Source organism: Streptomyces sp. NPDC040589 (assembly GCF_055594445.1).
Genome location: NZ_JBVIWP010000007.1, coordinates 101,058 through 125,538, shown reverse-complemented (window position 1 = coordinate 125,538; position 24,481 = coordinate 101,058). Strand labels below are relative to the sequence as shown.

General features: G+C 72.0%; 31 protein-coding genes. 13 read left to right on the top strand and 18 right to left on the bottom strand.

The window, feature by feature from the left end:
- The first annotated feature begins 48 nt into the window (after positions 1-48).
- Together ACZ58V_RS28715 and ACZ58V_RS28710 are read left to right on the top strand one after the other, a co-directional pair.
- Positions 49-597, top strand: coding sequence for a DUF1697 domain-containing protein (locus ACZ58V_RS28715; RefSeq protein ID WP_468191829.1), 549 nt, complete (start codon positions 49-51; stop codon positions 595-597).
- The gene (locus ACZ58V_RS28710; RefSeq protein WP_468191826.1) at positions 590-964 is read left to right on the top strand and encodes a nuclear transport factor 2 family protein; all 375 of its coding nucleotides are present in this window, start codon (positions 590-592) and stop codon (positions 962-964) included. The genes ACZ58V_RS28715 and ACZ58V_RS28710 overlap by 8 nt, the downstream gene beginning before the upstream one ends.
- Here ACZ58V_RS28710 and ACZ58V_RS28705 read toward each other — a convergent pair.
- The gene (locus ACZ58V_RS28705; protein WP_471293452.1) at positions 945-1,799 is read right to left on the bottom strand and encodes a transglutaminase-like domain-containing protein; all 855 of its coding nucleotides are present in this window, start codon (positions 1,797-1,799) and stop codon (positions 945-947) included. The genes ACZ58V_RS28710 and ACZ58V_RS28705 overlap by 20 nt on opposite strands.
- Positions 1,800-1,897: 98 nt before the next feature.
- Here ACZ58V_RS28705 and ACZ58V_RS28700 point away from each other — a divergent pair, with 98 nt between their 5' ends.
- From ACZ58V_RS28700 to ACZ58V_RS28665, 8 genes are all read left to right on the top strand, one after another.
- The gene (locus ACZ58V_RS28700; protein WP_471293449.1) at positions 1,898-2,194 is read left to right on the top strand and encodes a gas vesicle protein GvpO; all 297 of its coding nucleotides are present in this window, start codon (positions 1,898-1,900) and stop codon (positions 2,192-2,194) included.
- A 135-nt stretch (positions 2,195-2,329) separates the two neighbouring features.
- A complete protein-coding gene (gvpJ, locus tag ACZ58V_RS28695; protein WP_468192441.1) occupies positions 2,330-2,716 on the top strand; it encodes a gas vesicle protein GvpJ in 387 nt (128 codons plus the stop codon).
- A complete protein-coding gene (locus ACZ58V_RS28690; protein WP_471293446.1) occupies positions 2,713-3,432 on the top strand; it encodes a GvpL/GvpF family gas vesicle protein in 720 nt (239 codons plus the stop codon). Before gvpJ ends, ACZ58V_RS28690 begins: the two co-directional genes overlap by 4 nt.
- A 3-nt stretch (positions 3,433-3,435) precedes the next feature.
- A complete protein-coding gene (locus tag ACZ58V_RS28685; protein ID WP_193476680.1) occupies positions 3,436-3,687 on the top strand; it encodes a gas vesicle protein GvpG in 252 nt (83 codons plus the stop codon).
- On the top strand, positions 3,684-4,046 hold the full coding sequence (locus ACZ58V_RS28680) for a gas vesicle protein (RefSeq protein ID WP_471293443.1): 363 nt from the start codon (positions 3,684-3,686) through the stop codon (positions 4,044-4,046). The genes ACZ58V_RS28685 and ACZ58V_RS28680 overlap by 4 nt, the downstream gene beginning before the upstream one ends.
- Entirely contained in the window at positions 4,043-4,864 is an 822-nt protein-coding gene (locus ACZ58V_RS28675; RefSeq protein ID WP_471293440.1) for a GvpL/GvpF family gas vesicle protein, read from the top strand. Before ACZ58V_RS28680 ends, ACZ58V_RS28675 begins: the two co-directional genes overlap by 4 nt.
- Positions 4,861-5,076 carry a gas vesicle protein gene (locus ACZ58V_RS28670; protein WP_468191812.1) on the top strand — a complete coding sequence of 72 codons (216 nt, stop codon included), beginning with the start codon at positions 4,861-4,863 and terminating at the stop codon, positions 5,074-5,076. Before ACZ58V_RS28675 ends, ACZ58V_RS28670 begins: the two co-directional genes overlap by 4 nt.
- Positions 5,052-5,336, top strand: coding sequence for a gas vesicle protein K (locus ACZ58V_RS28665; RefSeq protein WP_468191809.1), 285 nt, complete (start codon positions 5,052-5,054; stop codon positions 5,334-5,336). The genes ACZ58V_RS28670 and ACZ58V_RS28665 overlap by 25 nt, the downstream gene beginning before the upstream one ends.
- 13 nt (positions 5,337-5,349) lie before the next feature.
- Here the strand turns inward: ACZ58V_RS28665 and ACZ58V_RS28660 are convergent, their stop codons facing one another.
- The 15 genes from ACZ58V_RS28660 to ACZ58V_RS28590 form a co-directional block, all read right to left on the bottom strand.
- Positions 5,350-6,102 (bottom strand): sirohydrochlorin chelatase, encoded by a 753-nt coding sequence (locus tag ACZ58V_RS28660; protein ID WP_471293437.1) that lies wholly within the window; start codon positions 6,100-6,102, stop codon positions 5,350-5,352.
- Between the two features lie 6 nt (positions 6,103-6,108).
- Positions 6,109-7,005 carry an ABC transporter permease gene (locus tag ACZ58V_RS28655; RefSeq protein ID WP_468191803.1) on the bottom strand — a complete coding sequence of 299 codons (897 nt, stop codon included), beginning with the start codon at positions 7,003-7,005 and terminating at the stop codon, positions 6,109-6,111.
- Positions 6,992-7,780: an ABC transporter ATP-binding protein gene (locus ACZ58V_RS28650; protein ID WP_215117810.1), complete on the bottom strand. Its 789-nt coding sequence runs from the start codon at positions 7,778-7,780 to the stop codon at positions 6,992-6,994. Before ACZ58V_RS28650 ends, ACZ58V_RS28655 begins: the two co-directional genes overlap by 14 nt.
- Positions 7,781-7,815: 35 nt before the next feature.
- On the bottom strand, positions 7,816-8,919 hold the full coding sequence (locus ACZ58V_RS28645) for an ABC transporter substrate-binding protein (RefSeq protein ID WP_471293433.1): 1,104 nt from the start codon (positions 8,917-8,919) through the stop codon (positions 7,816-7,818).
- Between the two features lie 222 nt (positions 8,920-9,141).
- Positions 9,142-10,476: a sulfate adenylyltransferase subunit 1 gene (locus ACZ58V_RS28640; RefSeq protein ID WP_468191797.1), complete on the bottom strand. Its 1,335-nt coding sequence runs from the start codon at positions 10,474-10,476 to the stop codon at positions 9,142-9,144.
- Positions 10,477-10,478: 2 nt separating this feature from the next.
- A complete protein-coding gene (gene cysD / locus ACZ58V_RS28635; protein WP_468191794.1) occupies positions 10,479-11,414 on the bottom strand; it encodes a sulfate adenylyltransferase subunit CysD in 936 nt (311 codons plus the stop codon).
- Positions 11,411-11,947: an adenylyl-sulfate kinase gene (cysC, locus tag ACZ58V_RS28630; protein WP_189721908.1), complete on the bottom strand. Its 537-nt coding sequence runs from the start codon at positions 11,945-11,947 to the stop codon at positions 11,411-11,413. The genes cysD and cysC overlap by 4 nt, the downstream gene beginning before the upstream one ends.
- A gap of 23 nt (positions 11,948-11,970) precedes the next feature.
- Positions 11,971-12,681 (bottom strand): phosphoadenylyl-sulfate reductase, encoded by a 711-nt coding sequence (locus ACZ58V_RS28625; RefSeq protein WP_468191792.1) that lies wholly within the window; start codon positions 12,679-12,681, stop codon positions 11,971-11,973.
- Positions 12,678-12,857 carry a hypothetical protein gene (locus ACZ58V_RS28620; RefSeq protein ID WP_468191790.1) on the bottom strand — a complete coding sequence of 60 codons (180 nt, stop codon included), beginning with the start codon at positions 12,855-12,857 and terminating at the stop codon, positions 12,678-12,680. The genes ACZ58V_RS28625 and ACZ58V_RS28620 overlap by 4 nt, the downstream gene beginning before the upstream one ends.
- Complete coding sequence (locus ACZ58V_RS28615; RefSeq protein ID WP_468191788.1) at positions 12,854-14,551, bottom strand: nitrite/sulfite reductase; 1,698 nt, start codon at positions 14,549-14,551, stop codon at positions 12,854-12,856. The genes ACZ58V_RS28620 and ACZ58V_RS28615 overlap by 4 nt, the downstream gene beginning before the upstream one ends.
- 140 nt (positions 14,552-14,691) lie before the next feature.
- Positions 14,692-14,775 (bottom strand): putative leader peptide, encoded by an 84-nt coding sequence (locus tag ACZ58V_RS28610; RefSeq protein WP_310591794.1) that lies wholly within the window; start codon positions 14,773-14,775, stop codon positions 14,692-14,694.
- A 126-nt stretch (positions 14,776-14,901) separates the two neighbouring features.
- On the bottom strand, positions 14,902-15,474 hold the full coding sequence (locus tag ACZ58V_RS28605) for a GNAT family N-acetyltransferase (protein ID WP_468199210.1): 573 nt from the start codon (positions 15,472-15,474) through the stop codon (positions 14,902-14,904).
- An 81-nt stretch (positions 15,475-15,555) separates the two neighbouring features.
- A complete protein-coding gene (locus ACZ58V_RS28600; RefSeq protein WP_468199209.1) occupies positions 15,556-16,866 on the bottom strand; it encodes a hypothetical protein in 1,311 nt (436 codons plus the stop codon).
- 174 nt (positions 16,867-17,040) lie between these two features.
- Positions 17,041-18,318 (bottom strand): GAF domain-containing protein, encoded by a 1,278-nt coding sequence (locus ACZ58V_RS28595; RefSeq protein WP_468199207.1) that lies wholly within the window; start codon positions 18,316-18,318, stop codon positions 17,041-17,043.
- Between the two features lie 270 nt (positions 18,319-18,588).
- Positions 18,589-20,223, bottom strand: a complete 1,635-nt coding sequence (locus ACZ58V_RS28590; protein WP_468199204.1) for an acyl-CoA dehydrogenase family protein — start codon at positions 20,221-20,223, stop codon at positions 18,589-18,591.
- Positions 20,224-20,275: 52 nt separating this feature from the next.
- On the opposite strand from ACZ58V_RS28590, the gene ACZ58V_RS28585 reads away from it, so the two are divergent.
- Entirely contained in the window at positions 20,276-21,457 is a 1,182-nt protein-coding gene (locus tag ACZ58V_RS28585; protein ID WP_468199202.1) for a YihY/virulence factor BrkB family protein, read from the top strand.
- A 33-nt stretch (positions 21,458-21,490) separates the two neighbouring features.
- On the opposite strand, the gene ACZ58V_RS28580 is transcribed toward ACZ58V_RS28585, so the two are convergent.
- Positions 21,491-22,336, bottom strand: coding sequence for an NmrA family NAD(P)-binding protein (locus ACZ58V_RS28580; protein WP_471293426.1), 846 nt, complete (start codon positions 22,334-22,336; stop codon positions 21,491-21,493).
- An 81-nt stretch (positions 22,337-22,417) separates the two neighbouring features.
- Here ACZ58V_RS28580 and ACZ58V_RS28575 point away from each other — a divergent pair, with 81 nt between their 5' ends.
- Together ACZ58V_RS28575 and ACZ58V_RS28570 are read left to right on the top strand one after the other, a co-directional pair.
- A complete protein-coding gene (locus ACZ58V_RS28575; protein ID WP_471293423.1) occupies positions 22,418-23,353 on the top strand; it encodes an AraC family transcriptional regulator in 936 nt (311 codons plus the stop codon).
- Positions 23,354-23,382: 29 nt separating this feature from the next.
- On the top strand, positions 23,383-24,066 hold the full coding sequence (locus tag ACZ58V_RS28570; RefSeq protein WP_468199196.1) for a helix-turn-helix domain-containing protein: 684 nt from the start codon (positions 23,383-23,385) through the stop codon (positions 24,064-24,066).
- Here the strand turns inward: ACZ58V_RS28570 and ACZ58V_RS28565 are convergent.
- On the bottom strand, positions 24,052-24,450 hold the full coding sequence (locus ACZ58V_RS28565; RefSeq protein ID WP_471293420.1) for a VOC family protein: 399 nt from the start codon (positions 24,448-24,450) through the stop codon (positions 24,052-24,054). The two genes, ACZ58V_RS28570 and ACZ58V_RS28565, sit on opposite strands and share 15 nt — an antisense overlap.
- Positions 24,451-24,481: the final 31 nt, after the last annotated feature.

Here is a 24,481-nt window from a genome sequence, read left to right as displayed (position 1 = left end):
CCTCGTGCCCACCCCCACGGGGCACGACGGCCGTCCTAAGGTGTGCGGATGACGACGACGTACGCGGCACTGCTGCGCGGCATCAACGTGGGCGGCAGCCGAAGGGTCCCGATGGCGGACCTGCGCACGCTCCTGGAAGGCCTCGGCCACGAGGGCGTGCGCACGTATCTGCAGAGCGGCCAGGCGGTGTTCACTTCCGGTCACGGTGACGAGCGGTCGCTGGCGGCCGAGATCACGCGGGCCATCGAGAAGCACTTCGGCTTCGGCGTCGATGTGATCGTGCGCGACCACGCCTATCTGAAGGCGATCGCCGACGCGTGCCCCTTCCCGGCCGCCGAGCTGGAGGCCAAGCAGCTCCACGTCACCTACTTCTCCACGCCCGTGGCCCCCGACCGCTTCGCGGAGATCGACCAGGCCGCCTACCTCCCCGAGGAGTTCCGCCTGGGCGACCGCGCCCTGTACCTGTACGCCCCGAACGGCCTCGGCCGCTCCAAGCTGGCCGAACACCTGTCCAAGCCGCGGATCAACAAGGGCGTGATCGCCACGACCCGCAACTGGAACACCGTCGTGAAGCTGGTGGAGATGACCGATGCCTGAACACACCCCGGACGTCAAGGCCGCCGTCGAGGGCGAACTGGCCCTGCTCACCCCGGAGGTCCGCCGCTCGCCCGAGCGGGTCGGGGCGCTGCTGCACCCCGACTTCCACGAGTTCGGCGCCTCCGGGCGGCACTGGGACCGGGCCGCGATCATCGCCTCCCTGGCCGAGACCACCGACTCGGACTCCCGGCCCGTCGTCGCCTCCGGGATGCGGGGCGTACAGCTGGCCCCCGACCTGGTCCACCTCGTCTACGACACGGAGTACGACGGCAGCTCCGCGCACCGCAGCTCGCTGTGGCGGCGGACGGACAACGGGTGGCTGCTCTACTTCCACCAGGCGACACCGTTCAGCGAGGGGGCAACGTGACCTGGCGGTCGCCGAGGTAGGGCGCGTGCGACGTGATCTCGGCCGGCACGGTCATCCGCGGGTCCGCGTAGAGCCGGCGCCAGTCGTCCTCGGAGCGGGCCGCGGCGACCGCGTCGGCTGCGGCGAGGTCGTCCTCGGTGAGGGGCGCATGGGCGAGGAGATGCGGTTCCCAGCCGTCCCAGGGGAGCAGCTCGACGCCGTTCAGCGCGGCCAGGTCGCGCAGCACGTTGCCGCGTACGAACCACAGGCCCCGGAGCCCCTCGACGGGGCTGAACCCGCACGTCTGCGGGTCCACCCGCCCTTCACGGCAGGCCCGCCATACGTCCCCGGCCACGAGGAAGCGGTCCCGCGGCACGTCCATCGGATCGAACGGCACGTCGTACTCGTGGTGAACCTGCGCGTCGGCAAGCCGCCACCGGCCGTCCGGCGCGCGGTACTCGGTGACCCAGTGGTCCTCGTACCAGTCGTCGACGAAGTAGGTGGCGAACCCGCAGCGCAGCCGCGCGGGCGTCCCCGTCGCGCGCAGCAGGGAGCACAGCAGGAGCGAGAAGTCCCGGCACGTGCCCACGAACCGTCCGTCGGGCGAGCGCCGTTCGGTGAGCGGGGTGTCCCCGCGTTCCGCCAGGATCCGCAGGATCTTGGTGACGTAGCGGGACTCGGCGTCGTGGTGCAGCCGCTTCTCGGGGACCTCGTATCCGAAGAGCCGGCCCTCGCCACGATGGATGAGCAGGTCCCGCACCGATGCGGCGAGCCGGCGCGGATCGCGGGGCAGTCCGCCGGCGTCCAGGTCGCCGGGGTCGCTGTACGGCGTCTGCCTCAGGTGGTATTCGTCCATGCCGGGACCCTCGGCCCTGCCCCAGGGGCAAGGTCAACGGCCTCGGACGTTTGGCCGAATCGCCCCCACGCGCCGCGCGGCCTTGGCACCGTAGGGCCATGACGAGCACCCATGATCAGACGACTCCCTCCGGTCGTACGACGGCCGTCCAGGCCATGCGCGGCGCGGCGGCCCAGCTCGCCGAGCTGCTCGGCACGACGCCCGACTCCGTCACCGCGGTCCGCCCGACCCCGGACGGCTGGAGCGCGGACGTGGAGGTCGTGGAGCTGGAGCGGGTTCCCGACACCATGACCATCATGGCGACCTACCGGGTCACCCTCGACCCGCAGGGCCTGCTGCTCGGCTACGAGCGGGTGCGCCGTTACGCCCGCGGCCAGCTCGACCGGCAGCGCTAGGACCGGCCCGTCGCCTCTCAACTTCCTCTCGCGGCAAGTCTTTTGGTGTTCACGTGAACACGCCCGCCACCACCCCCGTACCTACGGGCGGCACGAGAACGGACTCTCGCGAGAGGAATCGCCCACGTGACCGTCATGACGCAGTCCGGCGGGATGCAACCCGCCGCCACCTCCAGCGGTTCGGGTTCGGCCGGACTCTTCGACATCCTCGAACTGATCCTGGACCGCGGACTCGTCATCGACGTGTTCGTCCGGGTCTCACTGGTCGGCATCGAGATCCTGAAGATCGACATACGGATCGTCATCGCCAGCGTCGACACCTACCTCCGCTTCGCCGAGGCCTGCAACCGCCTCGACCTGGAGGCCGGCCGCAAGGCCCCCGACAAACTCACCGACATCGTCGGCAACCTCGTCGAGAGCGGCGCCCGGGGCAAGACCAGCGGCGCGATCGGCGGGGCCATCGACGCGATCGGGGACATCTTCGACCGCGACGACAAGGACCGCCGCGAGGAGGAGCGGTGAGCGGCGTCTACGTCTACGCCGTCACCCGCTCCGACCACCCCCTTCGGCTCGACGGCCTGCGTACCGTCGGCGGGACCGAGGAGCCCCCGCGGGTGCTCGTCCACGGGCCGCTCGCCGCCGTGGTCAGCGCCGCGCCCCCCGGCCTGCGGCCCAAACGCCGTGACCTCGCCGCCCACCAGGAACTGCAAGAACGCCTGATGGCCGACGGATCGGTCCTCCCCATGCGGTTCGGTCTGCTCGCCCCCGACGACACCGCCGTCAGGACCGCCCTGGAGCACAAGGGCGAGGAGTACGCCCGAAGGCTCGGCGAACTGCACGGCACCGCCGAGTTCAACCTCAAGGCCGCCCGCTCCCAGGACGACCTGCTGCGCGAGGTGCTCGACGAGTCCGAGGAGGCCCGCCGGCTCAACCGGCACACCCGCGACGGCAGCGGCGCCTACGAGGACCGCCTCGCCCTCGGTGAACTCGTGGCCCGGCAGGTCGAGGCCCGGCAGCGGCGGCAGGCCGAAGAGATCGTCGGGCGACTGTCCGGGCTGGCCCGGGCCAGCGTCGTGGCCGACCCGTCCAAGGACGACTTCCTCAACGTCTCCTTCCTCGTCGAACGCGCTCGCGCCGACGAGTTCACCGCGGCCGGCCGGGGCCTGGCCCACGACTACGGCGACGCCTACGACTTCCGCCTGCGCGGTCCGCTGCCCCCCTACAGCTTCGCCGCCTGACCCATGGGCCTGCTCACCGGCATCCTCACCCTCCCGCTCGCGCCCCTGCGCACCACCCTCTGGGCCGCCGAGCAGCTCCAGGCCGCCGCCGAGGCGCAGTACTACGACCCCGCCCCCGTCCGGCAGGCCCTCGTCGACCTGGAACGCGCCCTGCTGGAGGGACGGATCGACGAGGCCGAGTACGACCGCCGCGAGGACGAACTGCTGGACCGGCTCGACGAGATCAACGCCCGGAGACGAGGCCCCCGACCATGACCCACCCGGCAGCAGGCGGACGCGCCGGACCGTCCCGCTTTCCCTCCCCCTACGACCAGGGGCCCGGCGCCCAGACCGCCAACCTCGCCGACATCCTCGAACGGGTCCTCGACAAGGGCGTGGTCATCGCCGGCGACATCCGGATCAACCTGCTCGACATCGAACTGCTCACCATCAAGCTGCGCCTGCTCGTCGCCTCCGTCGACAAGGCGAAGGAGATGGGCATCGACTGGTGGGAACACGACCCCTCCCTCTCCTCCAGGGCCGCCCGCCCCGAGCGGTCCCTCGCCGACGAGAACGAACGACTGCGTGCCGAGATCGCCGCACTCAAAGCGGCCGAGAGGAGCCCGGAGCCATGACCGACCCGAACCTCGTGTACACCTACGCCGTCCTGCGCCGCACCCCCGAGGCCACCGCGGCGGTGACGCACCTGCGCGGAGTCGCCGGAGAACCGATCCACCTGGTCGACCCGGCGGCCGGCACGCACCCCCTCGCCTTCGCCGTCGGGCACGTCCCGGCCGCCGACTACGACGAGACGCCCCTCAAGGCCCACCTCGACGACCTGGACTGGCTGGAGTCCACGGTCCGTTCCCACCACGCCGTGGTGGCCGCACTCGTCGGCTGCGGCGCCGCCGTACTGCCCCTGCGCCTGGCCACCGTCTACCACGACGAGGACAGCGCCCGGCAGGCCCTCGACATCAGACGCGACTACTTCCTGTCCCTGCTGCACCGCCTCACGGGCCACCTGGAACTCGGCGTCAAGATCTACGCCACGCCCGACATCACCCCGCCCGAAGCGGACACCGGCGCCGGACAGGAGCAGCCCACCGGCCTCGGTGCCGGCCGCGCCTACCTGTCGATCCGCCGCCGCAGGCAACGCAGGAACGAGGAGGCCTGGCGCACGGTCGCCCAGGCCGCCGCGCACCTCACCGAGACGGCCCGCGCCCTCGCCGACGACCGTGTGGCACACAGTCCGCAACGCGGCAGTCTCGCCGGCCCCGGCCCGGGCACCAACGTCGGCAACGACGCCTACCTCGTCCGCGCCGACCGCGTCGACGCCTTCCGCACCGGCGTACTCGCGGCCGCCGAAGGCGTCCCCGGCCTCCGCGTGGAGGTCACCGGCCCCTGGGCCCCCTACTCCTTCGCCCTCCAGCCGGAGCCGGAGCCCGCCGCGTGACCGTCACCCCCTACGCCGACCGCCCGGTCGCCCTCATCGACCTCCTCGACCGGCTCCTCCAGGGCGGTGTCGTCGTCACCGGCGACCTCGTCCTGTCCATCGCGGACGTCGACCTGGTCCGCATCGACCTGCGCGCGGTCATCGCCCCCGTGGCCGCGTCGGCACTCTCCCAGATCAGTGAGGCTCCATGTCCCCGGCCCCCCGCCGTCTGACCGCCGACCCGGACACGGTCGAACGCGACCTGGTCAAACTGGTCCTGACGGTCGTCGAACTCCTCCGCCAGCTCATGGAACGCCAGGCCCTGCACCGCGTCGACGTCGGAGACCTGACCGAGGAACAGGAGGAACGCGTCGGCCTGACCCTGATGCTCCTCGACGACCGCATGCGGGAACTCTGCGCGCGCTACGACCTTCGCCCGGAGGACCTCAACCTGGACCTGGGCCCGCTGGGCACCCTGCTGCCACCCCGGTGACGGCTTCGTGCCGTCAGGCGCTCACGGCCGCCGGCATCGGAGCCCGCGCCGCCTCGTAGCGCTCCAGCACCACCCTCGCCACCTCCGGCGCCGGTCCCAGTACGTCGGCCAGGACGTCCGCCTCCGCCGCGCCCCGGGCGATGCGGTCCGGGAGGCGGCCGGGGGCGAGGACGTAGGGGGCGACGGCCACCCGGGAGCAGCCGAGGGCGCGGAGTTCGCGGACGGCGTCCTCGGTGCGGGGGAACCCCGCGGGAGAGCCGGCGGAGGCGAACGCAGGCCGCACGGCGCACCAGCCGGTGTGCCGCCACTCCCGCGCGATTTCTGCGATCACTGCGATCGCCTCCGGGTCGGTGGACCCCGCCGAGGCCAGGACGACCCCGGTCGAGGACTTGTCGGCGGGCGACAGGCCCGCCTCGTACAGGCGCCGTTCCAGGGTCGCCAGCAGCAGCGGGGACGGGCCCAGGACCTCCGCCTGGTGGATGCGGAGCTGCGGGGGCGCGTCCGCGAGGACTGCTGGGATGTCCGCTTTCGCGTGGAACGCCCGGGTCAGCAGGAGGGGGAGGGCCACGACGTCACGGACGCCCTGGACCGCCAGGGACTCCAGTACCCCCTGCACCGAGGGGACGTTGAAGTCCAGGAAGCCTGTCTCCACGCGTACGTCGGGACGCAGGGCGCGTACCCGGCGTACCAGGGCGTGCACGGTCGCGGCGTGCCGCGGGTCGCGGCTGCCGTGGGCGATGACGAGGAGAACAGGCTTGTTGTTCATGGGACTTCAGTTCTTCACCAGCAGGCCGCGGTTGCGCAGCACCCACCGCTCCAGCGGGCTGAAGATGAGCAGGTCGATGGCGATGCCGACGATCAGGATGAGCAGGATGGCCTCGAACACCATGGCCATGTCGCTGGCGTTGCGGCCGTTCTCCAGCAGCTGGCCGAGGCCCACGCCGAGGTCGGGGAAGGACGCGATGATCTCCGCGGCCATCAGGGAGCGCCAGGAGAACGCCCAGCCCTGCTTCAGACCGGCCACATAGCCGGGCAGCGCGGCCGGCAGGACGATGTGCCAGGTGCCCTTCAGGCCCGTGGCGCCGAGCGTGCGGCCCGCGCGCAGGAACAGCGGGGGCACCTGGTCGACGCCGGAGACGAGACCGTTGGCGATCGACGGGACCGCGCCGAGCAGGATCACCGCGTACATCATCGAGTTGTTCAGGCCCAGCCAGATCACCGCCGGCGGAACCCAGGCGACCGACGGCAGGGACTGCAGGCCCGACAGGATCGGGCCGAGGGCCGCGCGGACGAACTTCACCCGGGCCACCAGCAGGCCCAGCGGCGTGCCGATCAGCAGGGCGAAGCAGAAGCCGAGCAGACCGCGCGAGACGCTGGTCCAGATGTAGCCGAGCAGTTCGCCCTCGAGCCAAGCCGTGTGGACGACGTCCCACACGGCGGACGGCGCGGGCAGCTTGGTCGGGTCGTCGACGACCTTGAACGAGACGAGGGCCTGCCAGACCGCCAGCACCAGCGCGACGGCGAGGACGGGCGGAAGGATCTTCTGGACGAAGGTCTGCCGGAACGGAGTGCGGTGCGTCTGCCTCGACTCCAGCGCGTCGAGGCCCGCCTCCAGACCGGCGAGATCGCTGCCGTCCTTGGCGACGGTCGTCGATTCAGTGCTGGCCATGACGGCGGATCTCCCCACGCAGTTCTTCGGTGATCTCGACGGACAGCTCCGCCACCTGGGTGTCCTCGATGCGGCGCGGGTGCGGGATGTCCACCGTCCACTCACGGGCGATCTTGCCCGGACGGGAGGACAGCAGCACCACGCGCTGCGCGAGCCGGACCGCCTCGCGCACGTTGTGCGTGACGAACAGGACGGACAGCTGTGTCTCGCGCCAGATGCGGGTCAGCTCGTCGTGCAGCACGTCCCGCGTGATCGCGTCCAGCGCCGCGAACGGCTCGTCCATCAGCAGCAGCTTGCTCTCCTGGGCGAGCGCGCGTGCCAGCGCGACCCGCTGGCGCATACCGCCCGACAGCTCGTGCACCCGCTTGCCGTACGCGCCCTTCAGCCGGACCAGTTCGAGCAGTTCCTCGGCCCGCTCGCGGCGCTCGGCCTTCGCGATGCCCCGCAGTTTCAGGGCGAGTTCGATGTTCTTGCCCGCGGTCAGCCACGGGAACAGCGCGTGCTCCTGGAACATCAGCGCCGGGCGGCCGTCCGTGGTGATCTCGCCGGCGCTGGGCCGGTCAAGGCCCGCCACCAGGTTGAGCAGCGTGGACTTGCCGCAGCCCGAGGCCCCCAGGAGGGTGACGAACTCGCCGGGCGCGACATCGAGGGTGATGTCGTCCAGGACGAGCTGCTGCCCGGCGGGGCCCGCGAACGACTTCGAGACGTGTTCGATCCGGGCGGCGTGCGTGGCCGACTCAGTGCCGTCGGCGGCCTTGGCGAGGGTGGTGGCCATGGTCGTCACCTCCTGGGAACTCTTCGGGATGCGGGCTACTTGGCGCCGAGACCGGCGTCGTCGACCGTGGGCGCGCCCTCGGCCTTGAGGACCTTGTTCAGCGGCGCGAGGTCGTAGATGCCGTTCAGGTTCGGCTTCTGCAGCAGCCCCGCCTTCACGGCGTGCTGGGCCTCGGTGTTGAGGGTGGAGGCCAGCGGGTCGTCGGTGAACTGGATGGACTTCCACGCCGGGTCCAGCACATCGGCCGGCAGCGCCTTGCCGGAGTCGGCCTCCAGCTGCTTGTTCGCCGCCGCCTTCGCCGCGTCCGGGTTGGCGTTGATCCACTTGTTGGTGTCGACCGAGCCCTTCAGCACGGCCTCGACGACCTTCGGGTGCTCCTTGAGGAAGTCCTGGCGCACGATGATGTTCGTGATCACGAACTTCTTGTCGGGCCACAGCGACGCCTCGTCGAGCAGCACCTTGCCGCCCTCGGCGACCAGCTTCGACGCGGTCGGCTCCGGCACCCAGGCACCGTCGACGGATCCGGACTTGTAGGCGTCCGGGGTGACCTTGTTGTCGCTGCGGACGACCGTGACGTCACCCTTGCCGCTCTGCGGGTCGACCTTCCAGCCCTGCTCGGCGGCCCAGTTGAGGAACGCCACGTCCTGCGTGTTGCCGAGCTGCGGGGTCGCGATCCGCTTGCCCTTGACGTCCTTCAGGGACTTGATCTTGTCCGGGTTGACGACCAGCTTCACGCCGCCGGACGCCGAACCGCCGATGATGCGCAGGTTCTTGCCGGCGGACTTGGTGTAGCCGTTGATCGCCGGGGAGGGGCCGATCCAGCCGATGTCGATGGACTTGGAGTTCAGCGCCTCGATCTCGGACGGACCGGCGTTGAAGATCGCGGGCTCGACCTTGGTGGCTCCCAGCGCCTTCTGGAAGATGCCCTTCTGCACGCCAACCAGCGCGGTTCCATGGGTCAGATTGCCGAAGTAACCGATCTTGACGCTGTCGAGACCGTCGATCTTCTTCGCCCCGGCGGCGACCTTGGAGGCCCCGTCGTCCTCGGCCTTGGAGCCGTAGCCGCAGGCGGCCAGAGTGAGCAGGGGAAGCGCGGCCATGACCGCGAGGGATCGGCGCACAGCGGATGATGCAGGCACGGGAGGTGTTCCTCTCGGAGGCCCGGCGGTCACGGTCTCTCAGGTCGTGGCCGGGAGGTCGGCAGGTTTTCGTCTACGGCGGTGGGGGGTGAGGGCGCGCAGGCAGTGCGCGTACGTCAGCGCACACATCGCGCCACTCCGCCCTGCCCGCTGCCGAGAGCACCGCTGCCGACGCGGCCGCCCTCCTTCGCGAACGTGGAGTAGAAGTCGGGGGAGTTCATGTCAGAAGTCCCACCCGTCGTCGTCGGCCTCGTCCTTCACCGGCTCCGGGGAGGCGAAGGACTCGCCGACCATGCCGGCGGTGAGGGTCTGGCCGTCGTTCGGGTCGATCAGGATGAACGAGCCGGTGCGGCGCGAGTCGGAGTAGGAGTCGACCGGCAGCGGCTCGGCGGTACGGATCTTCACCCGGCCGATGTCGTTCGCGACGAGCTGTCCCGGGTGCGGGTGCAGGGACAGGTCGTCGAGCGTGAGACGGGACGGGATGTCCTTGACGATCGCCTTGACCGTGCGGGTGCCGTGCTTGAGCAGCACCCGGTGACCGACGGTCAGCGCGGCGTCCGCGACATGGCAGACGGTCGCCTCGATGTCCTGCGTGGTCGCGGGCGCGTCCTTGGTGGGCACGATCAGGTCGCCGCGCGAGATGTCGATGTCGTCCTCCAGCAGGAGGGTCACCGACTGCGTGGTCCACGCGACGTCGACCGGCTCGCCCAGCAGGTCGATGCCGGCGACCTTCGAGGTGCGGCCCGAGGGCAGCACGGTGACCTGCTCGCCGACGTGGAAGGAACCGGCCGCGATCTGGCCCGCGTACCCCCGGTAGTCCGGGTGGTCGGAGTTCTGCGGCCGGATCACGTACTGCACGGGCAGCCGGGCGTGGCAGTGGCTCAGGTCGTGGCTGACCGGCACCGTCTCCAGGTGCTCCAGCACCGTCGGGCCGCCGTACCAGTCCATGTTCGCGGAAGGCTCCACCACGTTGTCGCCGACGAGCGCCGAGATCGGGATCGCGGTGACCTCGGGGACGCCCAGCTCGGTCGCGTAGGCCGTGAACTCCTCGGCGATGGCGGCGAACACCTTCTCCTCGTACGCGACGAGGTCCATCTTGTTGACCGCGAGGACCACGTGCGGGACGCGCAGCAGGGCGGCGAGGGCGGCGTGCCGGCGGGTCTGCTCGACGACGCCGTTGCGGGCGTCGACCAGGATGACCGTCAGCTCGGCGGTGGAGGCGCCGGTGACCATGTTCCGCGTGTACTGCACATGGCCGGGGGTGTCGGCGAGGATGAACCGCCGCAGGGGCGTGGCGAAGTAGCGGTACGCCACGTCGATGGTGATGCCCTGCTCCCGCTCGGCCCGCAGGCCGTCCGTCAGCAGCGCGAGGTCCGGCGCCTCCTGGCCCCGGCTCGCCGAAGCGCGCTCCACGGCCTCCAGCTGGTCGGTGAGGACCGACTTGGAGTCGTGCAGCAGCCGCCCCACCAGGGTGGACTTGCCGTCGTCGACGGAGCCGGCGGTGGCGAACCGCAGCAGGGTGGTCTCCGAGAGTTCCTCGGTCGTGATGGTGCTCATCTCTAGAAGTACCCCTCGCGCTTGCGGTCTTCCATCGCGGCTTCGGACATCTTGTCGTCGGCGCGGGTGGCGCCGCGCTCGGTGAGCCGGGAGGCGGCGATCTCGACGATCACCTTCTCGATGGTGTCGGCCTCGGAGTCGACGGCTCCGGTGCAGGACATGTCACCGACCGTGCGGTAGCGCACCAGGCGCTTCTCCACGGACTCGCCGTCCTTCGGCCCGCCCCACTCACCGGCGGTCAGCCACATGCCGCTGCGCTGGAACACCTCGCGCTCGTGGGCGTAGTAGATCTGCGGCAGCTCGATGCCCTCGCGGGCGATGTACTGCCACACGTCCAGCTCGGTCCAGTTGGACAGCGGGAACACGCGCACGTGCTCGCCGGGGGCGTGCCGGCCGTTGTACAGGTTCCACAGCTCCGGGCGCTGCCGGCGCGGGTCCCACTGGGAGAACTCGTCCCGCAGGGAGAACACCCGCTCCTTGGCCCGGGCCTTCTCCTCGTCGCGGCGTCCGCCGCCGAAGACGGCGTCGAACTTCTCCGCCTGGATCTTCTCGGTCAGCGGCAGCGTCTGCAGCGGGTTGCGGGTGCCGTCCGGGCGCTCCTTGAGCACCCCCCGGTCGATGTAGTCCTGCACGGAGGCGACGTGCAGCCGCAGCCCGTGCTTCTCGACCGTGCGGTCCCGGTAGTCGAGGACCTCGGGGAAGTTGTGCCCGGTGTCCACGTGCAGCAGGGAGAACGGCACCGCCGCCGGCCGGAAGGCCTTCAGCGCCAGGTGCAGCATGACGATGGAGTCCTTGCCGCCGGAGAAGAGGATCACCGGCCGCTCGAACTCGCCCGCCACCTCGCGGAAGATGTGCACGGCCTCGGACTCGAGGGCGTCGAGGTGGGACAGCGCGTAGGGGCTGTCGGTCTCCTCGGAAACGGTGGCGGCGGTCGTCATGCCAGTCCCCTTTCGCTGAGCAGGGCGTACACGGACACCGCGGACTCCTGCACGGTCTGGTTCTGCGACTCGATGCGCAGATCGGGCGACTCGGGCGCCTCGTAGGGGTCGTCGACCCCGGTGAGTCCCGTGAGCTCGCCCGCCGCCTGCTTGGCGTACAGGCCCTTCACATCGCGCTCGCTGCAGACCTCGACCGGCGTCGCCACGTGGATCTCCACGTACGCCGTCCCGTTCGCCTGGTGCCGCTTGCGCACCGCCTCGCGGCTGTCCTGGTAGGGCGCGATGACCGGGACGAGGGCGAGCACGCCGTTGCGGGCGAGCAGTTCGGCGACGAAGCCGATCCGCTGCACGTTGGTGTGCCGGTCCTCGCGGCTGAAGCCGAGGCCCGCCGAGAGGAACTCGCGGATCTCGTCGCCGTCGAGCACCTCGACGCGGTGGCCCTCGGCGCGCAGCCGGCCGGCCAGCTCGTGGGCGATGGTGGTCTTGCCGGCACTCGGCAGACCCGTGAGCCAGACGGTGGCTCCGGTCGTCACGTCGGTCTCCTGAATCGTCGTCGTCATCCGTGCAGCCCGCACTCGGTCTTGCTGCGCCCCGCCCAGCGGCCGGCACGGGCGTCCTCGCCCTCCAGCACCCGGCGGGTGCAGGGGGCGCAGCCGACGGAGGGGTAGCCGTCCATCAGCAGCGGGTTCGTCAGGACGCCGTGTTCGGTGACGTAGGCGTCCACGTCGTCCTGGGTCCAGCGGGCGATCGGGGAGATCTTCACCTTCTGCCGCTTCTCGTCCCAGCCGACCACCGGGGTGTTCGCCCGGGTCGGGGACTCGTCGCGGCGCAGACCGGTCGCCCAGGCCCGGTAGTCCTTCAGGCCCTCCTCCAGCGGCTGCACCTTGCGCATCGCGCAGCAGAGGTCGGGGTTGCGGTCGTGCAGCTTCGGGCCGTACTCGGCGTCCTGCTCGGCGACCGTCAGACGCGGCGTGAGCGTGATGACGTTGACGTCCATCACGGCGTCGACCGCGTCGCGGGTGCCGATGGTCTCCTCGAAGTGGTAGCCGGTGTCGAGGAAGACGACGTCGACGCCGGGCATCGCCCGGGAGGCCAGGTGGGCCACCACCGCGTCCTCCATCGAGGAGGTCACGCAGAAGCGCTTGCCGAACGTCTCGGCCGCCCACTGGAGGATCTCCAGCGCGGAGGCGTCCTCCAGGTCGCGGCCCGCCTGCTCGGCGAGCGCCTTCAGATCGTCGGTGCTGCGCTCTTCCTGAGCGGTCGTCATATCTCTGCCCCTCCGGAGTCGGATCGCTTCAGTCCCTGGGACAGCAGCCCGAGGAACTTCAGCTGAAAGGCCCGGCTGCACGCCGCGCATTCCCACGCCCCGTGCCCCTCCTCGCTGGGACGCAGGTCCTCGTCACCGCAGTAGGGGCAGTAGAACGGGGCGGCGCGCTCGCTCATGTCAGGGACTCCTCGCCGGCCCGGGCCGCCCAGGCGGCGAACCGCTCGCCGTCCTCGCGCTCTGCCTCGAACCGCTTCAGGACGCGCTCGATGTAGTCGGGCAGCTCCTCGGAGGTGACCTTCAGACCGCGCACCTTGCGGCCGAAGCCCGCCTCCAGGCCCAGCGCGCCGCCGAGGTGCACCTGGTAGCCCTCGACCTGCTCGCCCTCGCTGTTGACGACCAGCTGGCCCTTGAGACCGATGTCCGCGACCTGGATACGGGCGCAGGCGTTCGGGCAGCCGTTGAGGTTGATGGTGAGCGGCTCGTCGAAGTCCGGCAGGCGGCGCTCCAGCTCGTCGATCAGCTGCGAGCCGCGCTGCTTGGTCTCGACGATGGCGAGCTTGCAGAACTCGATGCCGGTGCAGGCCATGGTGCCGCGCCGGAACGAGGACGGCCGGGCGGTCAGGTCGAGCGCCTGAAGGCCCTCGACCAGCGACTCGACCTGGTCCTCCTCGACGTCGAGGACGATCATCTTCTGCTCGACGGTGGTGCGCACCCGGCCCGAGCCGTGTGCCTCGGCGAGGTCGGCGATCTTCGTGATGGTCGCGCCGTCGACGCGTCCCACGCGCGGGGCGAAGCCGACGTAGAAGCGGCCGTCCTGCTGCCGGTGCACGCCGATGTGGTCGCGCCAGCGCTCCACGGGCTCGGCGGGCGCGGGCCCGTCGACGAGCTCGCGCTTGAGGTACTCGTCCTGCAGCACCTGGCGGAACTTCTCCGGGCCCCAGTCGGCGACCAGGAACTTCAGCCGGGCGCGGGTGCGCAGCCGCCGGTAGCCGTAGTCGCGGAAGATGCCGATGACGCCGGCCCACACGTCCGGGACCTCGTCCAGCGGCACCCAGGCGCCGAGCCGGACGCCGATCTTCGGGTTGGTGGACAGGCCGCCGCCGACCCACAGGTCGAAGCCGGGGCCGTGCTCGGGGTGGTCGACGCCGACGAACGCCACGTCGTTGATCTCGTGGGCCACGTCGAGCAGCGGCGAGCCGGAGATCGCCGTCTTGAACTTGCGGGGCAGGTTGGAGAATTCCTTGCTGCCGATGAACCGGCGGTTGATCTCGTCGATGGCGGAGCTGCCGTCGATGATCTCGTCCTGCGCGATACCGGCGACCGGCGAGCCGATGACCACACGCGGCGTGTCACCGCAGGCCTCGGTCGTGGACAGGCCGACCGCCTCCAGCCGGTCCCAGATCTCGGGCACGTCCTCGATCCGGATCCAGTGGTACTGCACGTTCTGCCGGTCCGTGATGTCGGCGGTCCCGCGCGCGAACTCCTGCGAGATCTCGCCGATCACCCGCAGCTGCCGGGTGGTGAGCCGGCCGCCGTCGATGCGGACGCGCAGCATGAAGTACTCGTCGTCCAGCTCCTCCGGCTCCAGGATCGCGGTCTTGCCGCCGTCGATCCCGGGGCGGCGCTGGGTGTACAGACCCCACCAGCGCATCCGGCCGCGCAGATCGTTCGGGTCGATCGAGTCGAAGCCCCGCTTGGAGTAGATCGTCTCAATGCGTGTCCGCACATTGAGACCGTCGTCGTCCTTCTTGAACTGTTCGTTGCCGTTGAGCGGGGTGAAGTGTCCCGCGGCCCACTGACCCTCACCACGGTGACGGCTCACCTTGCGGCGGGGAGTCGCGGCGGCAGGCTTCTGCGGGGTGGCGGCCATGGTTGATACGTCCTTCGGGACAGGCGGGAAAGCGGCTCTGACCTGCGCGCGCGGGCGCATGGGCATACGTGCGCGTCATTGCGCGGGGAAAGGAGTCGAGAAGGGGATGTCGGGCGCTGCGTGAGTGCTCTCAGATGCTCTCAGCGCGCCGGACAGATGGCGCTGGACATGCGGCCGAGGTCGACGTGCCGCCGACTCACCAAGGCAATTCCAGTTCCAGACATGACGGAAGCGTGTCACGGCGATCTGGACACAGTCCAGCTTCGTCCAAGATGCGGACACTCGTGTCTCGAAATCCAAGACATGCGTGTCCTTGGTCACATTGGGTCGCCCCGGGGTGTCCGACCAGGTCAGACGGGGAACGCCCCAGGCCACGGTCCCGGAGCGGCGACGTCCGCCTCCTCCTCGACCTTGGTGTCGAACAGCTGGAACCCGCGGCGCCGGTAGTTGTCCATCGCGTGCTCGCCGTCCTTGCTGCACGTGTGCAGCCAGACTCGCTTCGTCGGCGTCAGTCCGGCCCAGCGGTCCGCGAGGTCCCAGGCCCGGGCCGTGCCGTACGACAGCAGGTGCCCGCCGATGCGCCGGCCCCGGAAGCCGGGCAGCAGTCCGAAGTAGACGATCTCCACGACCGCGTCGTCCTGCGCCTCCAACTCCACGTACCCGGCGGGCGTGCCCCGGTCCCAGGCCACCCATGTCTCCACGCCGGGCCGCTCCAGGTGCTCCTGCCAGCGGGCGTACGACCAGCTCAGCCGGTCGGTCCAGCGAATGTCGCCGCCCACCGACGCGTACAGGAACCGGCTGAACTCGGGCGAGGGCACCTCGGAACGGACGACCCGGACGTCCCCCTCCGGCGCGACGGCCGGCAGCAGGTCGGTCGGGGCGGTCTGCTCCAGGGACCAGGTGGTCACGGCGATGGTCGGCATGAGGGTCAGGAAATCATCAGGTATGACGACCTGTCGAACGCCCGGCGTCGTGACCATGGTCGGCACCCCGCCGGACGAGACCTAGTCGAGGGCCCGGTCGACCGAGGCCAGGGGCAGTGCGAACAGCATGCGGCCGGACTGGGACCAGAGCTCGCCGGTCTCCTCCCAGTAGGACAGGGAACCCGACCGGCCGCTCCAGCAGTGGCGGGTCTCGTCCGTCCCGCACTCCGTCGCCCGGGCGCTGTCCGTGTCCTGGCGCCACAGCGTCCCGTGCCCGCCCGGTGAGCCCGCCGCCCGGTCGAGGTACCAGCCCGAGCCGTACGCCAGCACGCCCCGCACGTCGGTCGTCTTCGACTCGTACGCCTCGACCGGGTCCGCGTGCCCGGAGGAGTCGGTGGTGAGCAGGCCGGGCCGCGCGGGGTCCCGGCTCAGCGGGTAGCGCCACAGCCGGGTGCGCCGGTCGCCGTCCGCGGGCACCCACTCGCTCGCGACCAGACTGTCGGGGGAGGTGCTGCGGTCCAGGGAGACGGTGGCCGGGCGCGGCACGTCGTCGCCGCCGGGCAGGGTGTACGAGCCGACGGCGGGCAGCACGTACCGGTAGCCGTGCGCCGCCCAGCCGCCGCGCACCCGGCCGACCGCGTCGGACTCGACGGTGGCGCGCTGGATGCGGTCCATGTCGTACACGTACAGCGCGTCCCGGTCGCCCTCGCGGGTCGTCACCAGCAGCTTGTCCTGGTACCAGACCATGCCGGACAGCGGCGAGACCAGCCCCCGGTAGTCGTGCCCGCCGTCCACCGGGACGGCCAGCAGGGCCCAGGTGTAGCGGAGCCGGTCCGGGTCGTTCGCGTCGACGAAGGCGACCTTGGCCAGGCCCCGCTCGGGCGCCGGGCCGTCCATGGAGCCGCCCTCGGCGCCGTTGGTCCAGCCGGAGAGGATCACACGGTTCCCGCCCCAGCGGCCGTCGTCGTCCGCGTCCCCCGAGGTGGTGACCGCGCCCGGCCGCCAGCCCCGGGTGTCGGCGCCGCCGAAGCAGTACGCGCGCGTGGCCGCCGGTTCGACCGGCAGGGCCTGCTTCTCGGCGGTCGAGCAGTCGGCCGCGTCCCGCAGCGGGCGGTCGGCGCTCTCCAGTACCGTGCCGACGCCGACGGGGCGGCCCATCTCGGAGGAGAGCCGGTCGAGCCACTGCTCCGGCACCCGGTGCTCGGCCAGCGGCAGCCGCCCGGCCTCTGCCGACGCGCTGAGCGGCTTCAGAGTCCCCGGGGCGTCGGTGACCGTGGCCTGCGAAGCGCTGATCAGGGTGGCGGCGGCGGTGAGCGCGAGGGCAGTCCCGGCCAGCGTCGCCCGTACCGCCCTGCCCCGCCTGCGCCGCCGGTGTCTGCCGCGATGCTTCATAACGTCCTCCCGAGGCGGGCCAACTGCGCCTGATGATCCGTACGTTGACGGAGGAGCAGGTGGGGTGACCCGTAGAGGGATGCTACGGCAGGTGAGCGGGGTGGCGGACGAAGACCCCGCAAATATGCGAAAGATGTACCCCTGGGGCCAGTCGGACGACACGTCCGGTGAACCTCAGGGGGCCGGTGCGGACGTGCGGAGCCCGCACACCGCCGGTGCCGTCGAGTACGGCAGCAGATCGCGCGGGTCGTCCGGGAGCAGCATCTCGACCTCGGCGTCCTCGGCGAACCGGTACGGCCGGTGCTCCAGTAACGCCCCCAGGTACCGCCGTACCCGCGACATCTCGGCGCGCACCGTCACCGTGCGGGCCGGGTCGCCGAACACGTCCCCGGCCAGGCCCGAGGCGCTGCGGCCGGTGCGGTGGACGGCGAGGAGGTACAGCAACTCGGCATGCCGGGGACTCAGTTCGCGAGCCCAGGACCCGGCACCCCCGGAGACCTCCACGGACCATCTGCGCGCCTGTCTGAGGTCCAGCACGATCCTGGTCGCCCCGCGCGGAACCGGCTCGTCGGCGCCCGCCCGCACCAGCCAGCCCCCGGCCAGCGGCTCCACCGAGCACCGCCCGAGTGCCGGCAGCCACCGCGGGCCCGCCGACAGCGACTTCGGCAGGGCGACCCGCCGCGTGTACGGCATCCCGCTCACCGCGGCGGTCCAGCCGTCCGCGTCGACCACCAGGGCACGCCCGCCGAGCCGGGCCAGCACCGGCGCCGCCACCGCGCGCAGCCGCTCCAGCGACTCCCCGTGCATCTCCCGCAGCCGCGCCTCGGCGAGCTTGGCCACCGAGTCGACCCAGGCGAGCGTGGCCGGGTGCATCGTCTCCAGCGGCCCGCTCACGTCCACCACGCCCAGCAGCCGGCCGTCCCGCGGATCCGTCAGCGGAGCGCCGGCACAGGTCCAGCCGGCCTGGGAGCGCACGAAGTGCTCGGAGGCGAAGACCTGCACGGGCCGGCGCACCACCGCCGGAGTGCCCAGACCGTTCGTGCCGACGACGTCCTCGCGCCAGTCCGCGCCGAGTTCGAACCCGAGCCCGTCCGCCTTGCGCAGTACCGGCGCGCTGCCCTCGCGCCACAGCACCCGGCCCTCCTCGTCGGCGACCACCATGATGTGGTGGGCGATGTCCGCGACCGCCAGCAGCCCCTCCCGCAGCACCGGCAGCACATGGCGCAGCGCCGATGTCTCGCGCCGCCGCCGCACTTCCTCGGGGGGCAGCAGCCCCGCCCGGAAGTCGTGGTCCGGGTCGACGCCGCCGCGCAGCATGCGCTCCCAGGACTGCTCGATCACCGGCCGCGGCGCCACGGGGGCGGGCTGCCCGGCGAGCCGGGCGGAACGGACCTCGTCGAGGACCCGGGCCGCCCGCGTGGCGTTCACGGCGGCGAGCTGCGTGACGTCCATCGGCGTGTCCCCCCGGAGCCGTTTCCGACTGTCCGTCTCAATAGTGCCGTCCGCCCCTGACGGACGCGGACAGTCCACACAATCGGCATCAAGTTGCAACCCCTCGCAACCCTGGTGAACGGCCCGGACGTGGCTGAAAATTGAGCAGCGCCGTCCCGAGCGGCGTTCGATGGCTCGAACGGGCCAGTGCGGCGGGGGTGGTGCCGTGTCGGCGCAGCACCACCCCCGCTCCCACGCGAGCGGATCACCACACCAGGTCAGAACGCCAGGTCAGGACACCGGACGGGCCCGCTCAACCACCGCCGCCAGGTCCAGCGTGTGCGGCAGTGTCCCGAAGGCCGATCCCCCGTCGCCGCCCAGCCGGGCGGCGCAAAACGCGTCGGCCACCTGCGGCGGCGCGAACCGGACGAGCAGCGACCCCTGGAGCACCAGCGCGAGCCGCTCGGCCAGCCGTCGCGCCCGCCCCTCCACGCCCTCCAGATCGGCCAGTTCGGTCAGCAGGTTCTTGATGGCGCCGTCGAGGCGGTGATCGGCGCCGCGCGCCTGCCCGACCTCCCGCAGATACGCGTCCAGCGCGCCCGGCTCCCGCTGCAACGCCCGCAGGACATCGAGGGCCTGGACATTGCCCGCGCCCTCCCAGACCGAGTTGAGCGGCGACTCCCGCACCAGCCGGGGCATTCCGGACTCCTCGACGTACCCGTTGCCGCCCAGGCACTCCGCCGCCTCCACCGCCACCGGCGGGCACCGCTTGGTCACCCAGTACTTGGCGGCCGGCACCGCGATCCGCAGCAGCGCCCGCTCCTGCTCGCCGCCGTCGTCGTAGGCGGCCGCGAGCCGCAGCGCGAGGGTCGTCGCCGCCTCCGACTCCAGGGCGAGATCGGCGAGGACGTTGCGCATCAGCGGCTTGTCGACGAGCTTCCCGCCGAACGCCTCGCGGTGGGTGCAGTGGTGCACCGCCTGCGCCACGGCCTGCCGCATCAGCCCCGCCGAGCCCAGTACACAGTCGAGCCGGGTCGCCGCGACCATCTCGATGATGGTGCGCACCCCGCGCCCCTCCTCGCCGACCCGGCGCGCCCAGGTCCCGTCGAACTCGACCTCCGCCGAGGCGTTCGACCGGTTGCCGAGCTTGTCCTTGAGCCGCTGGACCAGGAACACATTGCGCGTCCCGTCGCGCAGCACCCGCGGCACCAGGAAGCAGGTCAGCCCGTCCGGAGCCTGCGCCAGCACCAGGAAGCCGTCGGACATCGGCGCCGAGCAGAACCACTTGTGCCCGGTCAGTTCGTACGTCCCGTCCTCGGCGAGCGGCCGCGCGGACGTCGTGTTCGCCCGGACGTCGCTGCCGCCCTGCTTCTCCGTCATGCCCATCCCGAACAGCGCGCCGGCCTTCAGGTGCGCGGGCCGCAGCTCACGGTCGTAGACCATGGACGTCAGCCGCGGCTCCCACTCGGCGGCCAGCTCCGGGTCCGTGCGCAGGGCGGGCACCGCCGCGTGCGTCATCGACAGGGGGCAGCCGTTGCCGGCCTCGACCTGCGTCCACACGAGGAAGGCGGCCGCCCGCCGGAGGTGCCCACCCGGCCGCACCCAGGCCGCCGTCAGGCCGGCCGAGACGCCCTTGCCGAGCAGCCGGTGCCAGGACGGATGGAACTCGACCTCGTCGATCCGCTCGCCGTACCGGTCGTGCGTGCGCAGCCGCGGCGGATTCTCGTTGGCCCGCACCCCCCACTCCTGCACCTGGGCCGAGCCGGAGGCCCGCCCGAGCGCCGACAGCTCGCCGAACACCTCGTCGCGCAGATCCGGATCCAGATGCCGTTCGACCCCGGCCGTGAGGGCCCGGTCGGCCGTGAAGACGTCGTACCCGACCAGCGGCGGGACCTGGTTGCTCACGGAGTGGGTGCTGCCAGCCATGCTGCGAACCTACCGGGTGAGTGCGGTCGGGCGCGACGGATACCGTTAGGGGGTGCAGCCAGCGAGTGAAACCCCCGACACACCCTCCGGGCGCCTCCACCGGGCGCGTGCCCTCTACCGGAACGTCTCCAAGCGCAGGACCGCCTGGCTGCTGGTCAAGGACACCGTCAACTCCTGCGTCGAGTACCGCATCCTGGGCCTGGCCGCCGAGGCCGCGTTCTTCACGCTGCTGTCGGTGCCGCCGCTGCTGCTCAGCATGATCGGACTGCTCGGCTACGTCGACGCCTGGACCGGCGCCGACACCATCGAGAGCCTCGAGACCAACATCCTCGAGGCCGCCCGCACGGTGCTGTCCGACCGGGGCGTGCGGCAGATCGCCGAGCCGATCCTGCACGACGTGATGAAGGGCGGCCGGCCCGACATCATCTCCATCGGCTTCCTGTTCGCCCTGTGGTCCGGCTCCCGTGCCGTGAACGTCTTCATAGACACCATCACCGTCATGTACGGCCTCGACGGCGTCCGGGGCATCGTCAAGACCCGTCTGATGGCCTTCGCGCTGTTCATCGTGGCCCTGCTGATCGGCTCCGTCGCGCTGCCGCTGATGGTGGCCGGGCCGGACGCGGTGGTGCGGATCGTGCCGTGGTCGACGACGGTCGTGCAGGTCCTTTACTGGCCCGTGGTGATCCTGCTGTCGATCGCCTTCCTCACGACCCTGTACCACGTGTCCGTCCCCGTCCGCTCCCCGTGGATCGAGGACGTGCCCGGCGCGCTCGTCGCCCTCGGCATGTGGGTGCTCGGCAGCTTCCTGCTGCGGATCTACCTGACCAGCACGGTCGAGGGCCCCACGATCTACGGCTCCCTGGCCGCGCCCGTGGCCGTGCTGCTGTGGATCGGTGTGTCCGCGTTCGCTGTGCTGGTCGGGGCCGCGGTCAACGCCGCCATCGACCGGGTCTGGCCGGCCGCCGCCACGGCCGCGGCCCGCGAGGCCAACGAGCGGCTGCGGCAGGCGCAGGTCGCCGAGTACGTGGCCCGCGCCGCCGCCGCGGGGGAGGCCGACCCCGACATGCCCTCCGAGTTCCCGGAACGCTGGTCCCGCTTCCTCCCCCCGGAGGACGTCACGTCCCGCCTGCGCACGCATGTGAAGAGCACGCATGTGAAGAGCACCCACGTGAAGAGCACCCATGCGAAGAACAGCGAGGCCAACGGGGAGGCTCCGCCACCCCCCGAGCAGTGAGGGACCGGTCCTCGTCTCGCCTTCCGGTCCTCGTCACGGCTTCCAGGTTCCGGCCGCCGCCTCCTCCCGGACGAAGTCAGCGAAGGCACGCGGCGCCCGGCCCAGGACCTCCCGTACGCCGTCCTCGAGGTGCGCGTTGCGGCCGTCGAGGAGGGTGTCGAAAATGGCGGTCATGGCCGCGACCTCCTCCGGTGGCAGACCGAAGCCGACCATCGCCTCGCCGTAGTCCCGGGTCGGGACGGCCCGGTACGTCAGCGGCCGCCCCGTCGCCTCGGCGATCTCCGCGACCGCCTCCCCGAAGGTCAGCAGCCGCGCCCCGGACAGGGTGAGCGTCCGGCCCACGTACCGGTCGCCGGCCGTCAGCGCGGTCACCACCACGTCCGCGATGTCCCGCACGTCGAGGAACGGCTCCCGCACCTCGTCGGCCGGGAACACCAGCTCACCGCGCTCCCGCAGCTCCGCCACCAGCGGGCCCTCGCTGAAGTTCTGCGCGAACCACGCGGCCCGTACGACCGTCCAGTCCGCCCCCGAGGCGTGCAGCGCCTCCTCGGTCGGCAGGGCCTGGTCCTCGCCCCGCGCGGACAGCAGCACCAGCCGCCGCACCCCGAGCCCCACCGCCTCGCGCGCCAACGCCCCGACCGCTTCGGCGGCGCCCGGCGCGCCCACGTCCGAGGGGTGGACGAGGTAGGCCGCGTCGGCGCCGCGCAGGGTCGCCGCCCAGGTCGAGCGGTCCCACCAGTCGAAGCCGCTCGCCCGGGACGCGGCCCGTACCGTGAGCCCAGCGGCCTCCGCGGCCCGCGCCACCCGGCTCCCCGTACGGCCCGAGGCGCCCGTCACCACAACCGTCATGCTCCGCGTGTTCCGTGTCGTGTTCGTCATGCCGTCGAGTCAACTGCCGTACGCGGCACCGAACCATCGCTGAACGGCTCATTCCCATACGCCCGCGTCTACGCTGACCCCATGGACGCACTCGCAGGGTTGCTGGACGGCCCCCGCGCGCGGGGCGCGTTCATGATCAGGGCGTGTTTCGACCCGCCGTGGGCGGTCCGGGTGGAGGACCGGGCCCCGCTCACCGTGATGCTCGCCGTGCGCGGCGAGGCCTGGGTCCTGCCCGACCGGGGCGAGCGGGCCCTGCTGCGGGCCGGGGACCTCGCCATCGCGCGCGGCCCGGACCCGTACACCTGCGGCGACGACCCCGGTACGGCCCCGCAGGCGCTGATCCTGCCCGACCAGGAGTGCCGCTACCCCGACGGACGGCCCCTCAACGGCTCCATGGACCTGGGCGTCCGCACCTGGGGCGACCGGCTCGACGGGGAAACGGTGCTGCTGATCGGCACGTACCCGATGCGGGGCGAGGTCAGCGGCCGGCTGCTGGACGCGCTGCCGCCGCTGCTCACCCTCCCGGCCGACGTGTGGGCCTGCCCGCTCACGCCGTACGTCGCCGAGGAGATCGTCCGGGACGAGCCGGGCCAGGAGGTCGTCCTGGACCGGCTGCTCGACCTGCTGGTCATCGCCGCGCTGCGGGCCTGGTTCGCCCGCCCGGAGGCGGAGGCCCCCGCCTGGTACCGGGCCCTCGCCGACCCCGTCGTCGGGGGCGTGCTGCGCCTGCTCCAGGACGACCCCGCCCACCCGTGGACCGTCGCCTCCCTCGCCGCCAAGGCGGGGGTGTCCCGCGCCGCGCTCGCCCGGCGCTTCACCGGCCTGGTGGGCGAGCCCCCGATGACGTACCTCACCGGCTGGCGCCTCGCCCTCGCCGCTGACCGTCTGCGCGACTCCGACGACACGCTCGACGCGGTGGCCCGCCGTGTCGGCTACGGCAGCGCGTTCGCCCTGTCGACCGCGTTCAAGAGGGTGTACGGGGTGAGCCCGGTGGAGTACCGGGCACGGGCGGCGTGACCGGGCACCGGCGGCGTAGCCTGGCACACGTGTACGTGGAGTGGGCGTCGCGGCTGGCGGGAGCGGTCGTGTGGACCAACACCCCGGACCGGGACGGGGTGGGGCGGGTGCTGCCCGACGGGTGCATGGACCTGCTGTGGCACGAAGGGCGGCTGCTGGTCGCCGGGCCCGACACCCACGCGTACCTCACCGGCGGCGATGCCGGTGCGTGGGCCGGGGTCCGCTTCTACCCGGGGACGGCGCCCGCGCTCCTGGGCGTACCGGCGCACGAGCTGCGGGACCGCCGCGTCGAGCTGGCGGATCTGTGGCCGGCCTCGGAGGTACGCTGCCTGGCCGACCGCGTGAACGCGGCCCCCGACCCGGCGAGCGGCCTGGAGGAGGTGGCGCTGCGGCAGGCGGCCGGTACCGAACCCCCCGACCCCGTGCTGCGGCAGGTCGTCACGGCCCTCGACGCGGGCCGCCCGGTCGCCGCCACCGCCGACGAACTCGGCCTGGGCGCCCGCCAGTTGCACCGCCGCTCCCTGGCCGCCTTCGGCTACGGTCCCAAGACCCTGGCCCGCATCCTGCGGCTGCGCCGCGCCCTCGCGCTGGCCCGGCACGGTGTGCCCTTCGCGGACACGGCCGCCCGGGCCGGATACGCCGACCAGGCCCATCTGGCCCGCGACGTCAGGGAGTTGGCGGGGCTGCCGCTGGGGGAGCTACTCAGCTCCTAGGGCCGCGAACAGGTCCACCCCGTTGCCGTCCGGGTCGTGCACGACGGCGTACCGCTGGCCCCAGAAGGCGTCCCAGGGCTTGAGTTCGCCGTGGTACCCGGAGCCCACCAGTTCCTCGTACACCGCGTCCACTTCCGCCGGCCCGTCGCACCGCAGGGCCAGGGAGGCGCGGCCCCCGCCGGCGGGCGGCTCCCACGCGGGGAGGAAGGAGCGGACCGTCTCCTCGGTGTCGAAGAGCAGCCGGAGCCCGCCGGGCAGTTCGGCCTCGGCGTGCGGCTGGTTCTCGGCGCCCTCCGGGAAGGCGAATCCGAGCCGGCGGTAGAAGGCGACGGAGGCGGCCATGTCGGAGACGACCAGGCCGATGGCATCGAATCGTGCGGTCATGGGGCCACCGTAGGCAGGCCCGGGGCGGCCG